We start from the raw sequence: 6,197 nt of genomic DNA, 5'->3' as shown, positions 1-6,197 counted from the left end.
CTTCCTCAATGTTGAGTGGTCAGTACCCAGCAAGCGAGCTGCTTCACCAATCTTGACTAATCTCTTATCCATAGTGTGAGATTATGATAGATAATCATAGATTACTCAATACTGTTTCAAACCCTTATGGGGTTAAAAAGACAGCGACCTGATCTGCTTTCTAGGAGCGTGGGCGAGAATAGCGGTCGAGTATAAAGTTCAGTAGATCGAGTCAGATTTTTCACTGGATTTGTGCGAATAGTTGACCTATTCAATCAAATTCAGTGAAAAATCCGGCCGATCTACTGGACTTTAGGCCGACCTGTCTATTTACGCCCACGCTCCTAGTGAGCAGGGAAAGATCAGGACTCTACTCTGTCTTCCCAAAGCAGAGTTGAACCCACCACAGCGGCCGGCATAATCAGCAGGTTAATAAAAGGAATCAGCATCACCAGCGTGACTGTTGCACCAAACCCCCAGACGTAGTTGCGATCCTGTTTCAAACGATCCAGCATGTCATTGAACGACACACCTCTATTATCTGCAGCATAGTCACAATACTGAATCGACATCATCCAGCTGTTAAACAAAAACCAAAGTACCGGGGTGATCAGGTTGACCACGGGGACGAAGGACAAAATTAACAAAATCACTGCCTTAGGCAGGTAGTACGTCAATTTCCTTACTTCCCGACCCAGCGTTCTAGGCAACAGGACCAGCCAGTCCTTCAACTCATATTCGGGCAAATCAGTCTTGCCGTGAAGGTTCTGAACCTTCTCGGCCAGCAGTCCGTTAAAGGGGGCAGCAATAAAGTTACCGACAATGGTAAAGGTAAAGAAAACCACTCCCAGCATGGCCATGAACAATAATGGCCAGAGCAGAAACTCAAGGAAGGACAACCAGCCCGGTAGCCAGTTCACCAGTTGCGCCATCAGCCCATTCATTTGCTGAAGGCCAAAATAGAACAGGAAACCGAACACCAGAATATTGACCGTCAGGGGAATCAATACAAACCAGCGAATAGCCGGGTTCGGAAGATAGGATAAACCCCTGAAAAAATAACCGGGTCCACTCTCCGGCGCAGGCGTTGGCATAGCAAAGCTCCTTTAGGTTGTTTCACACGCTGGCTGACAACTAACAGTCAGGCTGATAGAGAATATAAGCCAATCACTGAAGAGAATCTGGTTCTCGTCAACACAAGCCGTTATTATTCACACAGTTTAACGAATTATGAATCCCTTACTGCCAGAGATTATCTCAGTTTCTGACAGACATTCCTGATCAAGGAGTAAAATGTGAGTGAAGCCAAGCACGTCCCGCTGCTGATTCTGGGTTCTGGTCCTGCAGGATACACTGCTGCAGTATACGCTGCCCGGGCAAACCTGAAGCCAGTGATGATTACTGGTATGCAACAGGGCGGGCAGTTAACTACCACTACTGACGTGGACAACTGGCCAGGAGGCCCGGAAGGTCTTCAGGGACCAGGCCTGATGGAAGACATGCGTATCCATGCAGAGCGTTTTGGTACCGAGATCATCTTTGATCATATCGAAGAAGTTGATCTGAGCAAAAAACCTTACACCCTGAAAGGCAGCGCAACCTACACCTGTGACTCCCTGATTATCAGCACCGGCGCCAGCGCCCGCTACCTGGGTCTGGACAGTGAAGAAGCTTTCAAGGGTAAAGGGGTTTCTGCCTGTGCTACCTGTGACGGTTTCTTCTACAAGAACAAGGACGTAGTCGTAGTAGGTGGCGGTAACACCGCTGTTGAAGAAGCTCTGTATCTTTCCAACATCGCAAAGACTGTGACTCTGATTCACCGTCGCCAGGGTTTCCGTGCAGAAAAGATCCTGCAGGACAAGATGATGGATCGTGTTGAGAACGGCAACATGAGACTGGCTTTGGACGCCACTCTGGACGAAGTACTGGGTGATGATATGGGTGTGACTGGTGTACGCATCAAGGATGTGAACACCGGTGAAACCCGTGACATTCAGGCAGAGGGCTGCTTCATCGCTATCGGCCACACCCCGAATACCGGTATTTTTGAAGGCCAGCTGGATATGAAAGATGGCTACATCAAAGTAAACAGTGGCTCTGAGGGCAATGCTACCCTGACGTCCAAAGAAGGCGTGTTTGCTTCAGGTGACGTTATGGATCACGTTTACCGTCAGGCCATCACTTCTGCCGGAACAGGTTGTATGGCTGCCCTGGATGCAGAAAAATATCTCGACTCCCTGTCCTGATATTCTGGCCCCGCTTTTGGCGGGGCTCCTTCTTTTATTCCTGCTTCAACACCGTACTGGAGTTCAGCGCTTAGCTGGACTAACCCTCCAGTCATCTGTAAAATATTTTGACTGAATTAAAAGAAGTCTCAGATAAATTAGAAGCAGGTGAAATAAAAAAGCCTGCAGATTTGCAGGCTTTTTCAGACTGATCGGTGATCAGGACGTTTTCTGGCTACTAGCCGCCTCTTCCGCTTCTGGAGTTACCCTGAAATCTTCAGACAGGGTACCTTTCTCGTCAGGGGCTGTTTTGGGAGCGTAGTCCAGTGGCTGCTCAAGCGGCTTGGTACGTTCAGTACGACGCTTGGGAATCTGCCCGGAAAGCAATGCACTGCTACTGATCAGTGAGTCACTGAGTTTGTTCTTAACGCTGTCATCTTCACACAAAACATCAGCGCTGTTAGCCATGTGCTCGTAAACATCTTTATAGCTGTCTGTCAGCTTGTTGATCAGGTGAGCCGTGGTGTTGAAATGATCGGCTACGCTGTCCTGATACTGTTTGAAGTCAGCTTCCAGATCTTTCAGCTGATTCTCCATTTTTCCTCGATCTGAACGGGGACCTGCCAGCAGATGGTACAAAAGTGCACCACCGGCCATACCCGCCAGAAATGCCAAACTGCCTACAAACCAAAGTACATTCACATCTTCCACAGCATCGCCTCTTTAGGTGGAACAGTCCACGTCCTTTAGAGGCTGTTTGGAAAGTAGGGATCGAGGAAATAATCCATTACTTTCCAAACAGCCTCATACTCCTGTCAAAGTTATAATCTTTTGTGCGCAAAGTATAGAGGGGTTGTGTAACATCGGGATGCCAAAACACACCTTGCCCTGCTTTGGCCAGAAGGTTACATTGTGCTCCTCTTCCCGGCCTGTTCAAATGACGTGTGCTTATCCTTATGTCGGCCGATAGCGGGATGAGCCGATGCTTTTTTCATCACTTGTGGGGATGAAACAAGTGATCAATGCCCATAGTAAAAAGAACTGAACAACTAGCATGACCCCGGAATCTCGTTACCAGCAGGACTTGAAAAAAGATAATTTCAGCTACGATCCTGCTCAGGAAGAGGCGGTTCAACACCTCCAGCATCTTTATGATCAACTGACTGCTGAAGCACCTCGTGCTTCCCTGATTAAGCGCATCAACCCCTTTGCCAGCAAAGAAATCAACACCGTTCGCGGGCTTTACTTCTGGGGTGGGGTGGGTCGGGGTAAAACGTATTTGATGGACACCTTTTACGACTGCCTGCCGTTCCCCGAGAAAAAGCGCATGCACTTTCACCACTTTATGCGCTGGGTTCATGGCGAGCTGAAAAAGCTGTCGGGAGAGAAAAACCCTCTGGATAAAGTGGCAGAAATACTGGCCGCTGAAACCCGGATCATCTGTTTTGATGAGTTTTTTGTATCCGACATCACCGACGCCATGCTGTTAGGCGGGCTGTTTGAACAAGTCTTTCAGAAAGGTATCACTCTGGTCGCCACCTCCAACGTGGCACCTGATGAGCTGTATAAAGACGGCCTGCAGCGCGCCCGTTTCCTGCCCGCTATTGCCCAGCTGAAGGAATATACACGGGTGGTCAATGTGGATGGCGGGACCGATTACCGCCTGCGCTTGCTGGAAAAAGCCGAAACTTACTTCAGCCCTCTTGGAGCAAACGCTGACAGCCACCTGCAAACAACATTTAATGACCTGGTATCCGATATCAGCCACTGTCGGGAAGCAGACATTATTGAGATTGCTGGCCGGAGAATCAGCAGTGAACGTACCTGCGAAGACATTGGCTGGTTTAGTTTTGAAGCCCTTTGTGACGGCCCGAGAAGTCAGAATGACTACATTGAGCTGGCCTGCCTTTACCAGACAGTCATTCTGGAAAACGTGCCGCAAATGGGCGAGAAAAAAGACGATCAGGCCAGACGTTTCGTCAACCTGGTAGATGAATTCTACGACCGGAACGTCAAACTGATTCTTACTGCGGAGATGCCTCTGCTGGAACTGTACACCAGCGGCAAGCTGAACTTCGAGTTTCAGCGCACCATCAGCCGTCTGCAAGAGATGCAATCCAAAGAATACCTGTCGCAACCTCACGACCCGATTCTGTCATGATACACAATGTTGAGCTTTAACCAGCCTGACCATCGAATCATGCACTGACGGACCTACACCCTGGGAGTAAAAAATGGATCTCAATCTAAAAGAAAAAGTATTCATGGTGGCTGGAGCCAGTACTGGACTGGGCTACGCGATTGCCTCCAGACTGGCCGCCGAAGGCGCCCAGGTTTCCATTGCCAGCCGATCCGAAGAGCGGATTGCCCAGGCTGCGTCCACCATCAGCAGCGAAACCGGCGCTGAAGTCAGAGGCTATATCTTTGATGCCAGAAACGGGGATTCTATCCAGCGCTGGGTCAACAGTACTCTCAATGACTTTGGCAGAATTGATGGTTTGCTGGTAAACGCCGGTGGTCCTACACCGGGCTTTTTCACTGAGCTGGAAGATAATGACTGGCAAGCTGCCTTTGAGCAAACCCTGCTCAGCTCTGTCAGAATGATTCGGGCTGCCCTGCCTGCTCTTAAAGTACAGGGTGGCAGCATTGTGACCCTGACATCTTCGGCTATAAAAGAGCCTATTGATATTTTGCTGCTCAGTAACGTGATGCGCTCAGGCGTAGCCAGTCTGGTAAAAAGCTTGTCCGTGGAACTGGCAGAAGACAATATTCGTATTAACAACCTGATTCCGGGCTCTATTCATACGGATCGTATTAATGCTCTGAACACTTTCCTGGCAGGTCGCCGCGAGACAACTCCAGGCAAAGTACAAGAAGCCGCAGAGTCCACCATCCCCATGGGCCGTTATGGCAAACCGGACGAGTTTGCTAATGCAGCCGCTTTCCTGCTCTCTGACGCTGCCAGCTACATCACTGGCTCCAGTCTGACGGTAGACGGCGGGAAAATGAAAGGTCTTTAATCGAACTTGCCCTGCTCTACCATTTGGGTGAGCAGGGTTAAAATCATTTCATCTCAGACCACTCCCATCACACCCCACATTTTCTTCTGCACAGCCATAATTCGAGAAAGACGACACATTCCGCAAGAAAAGCATAGATATTTCTATCCATCAATGTAAAAGACTGGCAGAATATCGCAAAAATACAAGCAGCAGGATGCTGTAAAAATGAGTTCAGGGAAGGCAACTCCACTGTTGTATATTTAACAGTCAATCTCGGGGCGGTAGCGTGTCGATTAAAAGCCTTGCTTCAGAATAATCTGTAACTCTGAAGTGGTATGAAAATAATTCTTAGCGCTACAAACGTAATCTACCCCCTTCCCTGAAAGCATCTAAACAACAAGAATTTAATCAGCATATCGGATTAATAACATGGAACAGGCAAGAAAAATAATCGGACTCTTTCTGATTATCGTAGGCTCTGTAATGCTCATATTGCTGGTTGTAAACTTTGAGACCTACATCCTCAATTTTAACGAAGGCAGCATTTATCAACTGTTATCGGAAGAATCAGGAGAACCCTTTATTGTCTCTTTCAATGGCAATGAGATTAAAGCTGATGGTGGCAATGTATCGATTATTGCTCTGATTTTTACTTTTCTGTTTCTTAACATCTGGCTAAAAATCGGAGGAAAACTCCTGAGTGCCGGGTCGAGGTTGTTTTCACCAGAGCTTGAAGAGCTGGGTAATAAAATCGATCAATTAACTTCCATTGCAAAAGATAAATTTAGAAATGGCTTTTCAGAGAAATAAAGCAACACTTAATGGCCTATAGATACTAATAAAATTTTACTTACCATCAATCAGTGTAATTCCTAAAAAACTGCTGGACAGAGAAAGAGAATAATACCTTTCCCTTGCAGCGACTATCCTTTATCCCATGGTTTTCTCAACCCGCAACGAACAGCAGAGTGAACAGACTGCAAAGCTTCTT

General features: G+C 47.7%; 6 protein-coding genes. 4 read left to right on the top strand and 2 right to left on the bottom strand.

What is annotated here, in order from left to right; translation table 11 throughout:
- Positions 1-341 precede the first annotated feature (341 nt).
- Positions 342-1,073 carry a sulfate transporter CysZ gene (cysZ, locus tag ACR2PX_RS29155; RefSeq protein ID WP_434002862.1) on the bottom strand — a complete coding sequence of 244 codons (732 nt, stop codon included), beginning with the start codon at positions 1,071-1,073 and terminating at the stop codon, positions 342-344.
- A 201-nt stretch (positions 1,074-1,274) separates the two neighbouring features.
- Here cysZ and trxB point away from each other — a divergent pair, with 201 nt between their 5' ends.
- Complete coding sequence (gene trxB, locus ACR2PX_RS29150; RefSeq protein WP_434002861.1) at positions 1,275-2,225, top strand: thioredoxin-disulfide reductase; 951 nt, start codon at positions 1,275-1,277, stop codon at positions 2,223-2,225.
- 198 nt (positions 2,226-2,423) lie between these two features.
- Here the strand turns inward: trxB and ACR2PX_RS29145 are convergent, their stop codons facing one another.
- A complete protein-coding gene (locus ACR2PX_RS29145; RefSeq protein ID WP_434002860.1) occupies positions 2,424-2,915 on the bottom strand; it encodes a YhcB family protein in 492 nt (163 codons plus the stop codon).
- Between the two features lie 343 nt (positions 2,916-3,258).
- Between ACR2PX_RS29145 and zapE the strand changes: the two genes are divergently transcribed.
- The 3 genes from zapE (at position 3,259) to ACR2PX_RS29130 (ending at position 6,016) form a co-directional block, all read left to right on the top strand.
- Entirely contained in the window at positions 3,259-4,365 is a 1,107-nt protein-coding gene (gene zapE / locus ACR2PX_RS29140) for a cell division protein ZapE (protein WP_434002859.1), read from the top strand.
- 73 nt (positions 4,366-4,438) lie between these two features.
- Complete coding sequence (locus ACR2PX_RS29135) at positions 4,439-5,224, top strand: SDR family oxidoreductase (RefSeq protein ID WP_434002858.1); 786 nt, start codon at positions 4,439-4,441, stop codon at positions 5,222-5,224.
- 411 nt (positions 5,225-5,635) lie between these two features.
- Positions 5,636-6,016 (top strand): hypothetical protein, encoded by a 381-nt coding sequence (locus ACR2PX_RS29130; RefSeq protein WP_434002857.1) that lies wholly within the window; start codon positions 5,636-5,638, stop codon positions 6,014-6,016.
- The last annotated feature ends 181 nt before the right edge of the window (positions 6,017-6,197 follow it).

This window comes from Endozoicomonas sp., assembly GCF_051008435.1.
Taxonomy (GTDB): domain Bacteria; phylum Pseudomonadota; class Gammaproteobacteria; order Pseudomonadales; family Endozoicomonadaceae; genus Endozoicomonas_A.
Note: the sequence above shows the minus strand (reverse complement) of the source record. Positions and strands in the feature narration are given on the sequence as shown.

Bases quoted from the DNA above. Each gene is read 5' to 3' on its own strand.
- cysZ (WP_434002862.1), bottom strand. From the start codon at position 1,073: ATGCCAACGCCTGCGCCGGAGAGTGGACCCGGTTATTTTTTCAGGGGT.
- zapE (WP_434002859.1), top strand. From the start codon at position 3,259: ATGACCCCGGAATCTCGTTACCAGCAGGACTTGAAAAAAGATAATTTC.
- ACR2PX_RS29135 (WP_434002858.1), top strand. From the start codon at position 4,439: ATGGATCTCAATCTAAAAGAAAAAGTATTCATGGTGGCTGGAGCCAGT.
- ACR2PX_RS29130 (WP_434002857.1), top strand. From the start codon at position 5,636: ATGGAACAGGCAAGAAAAATAATCGGACTCTTTCTGATTATCGTAGGC.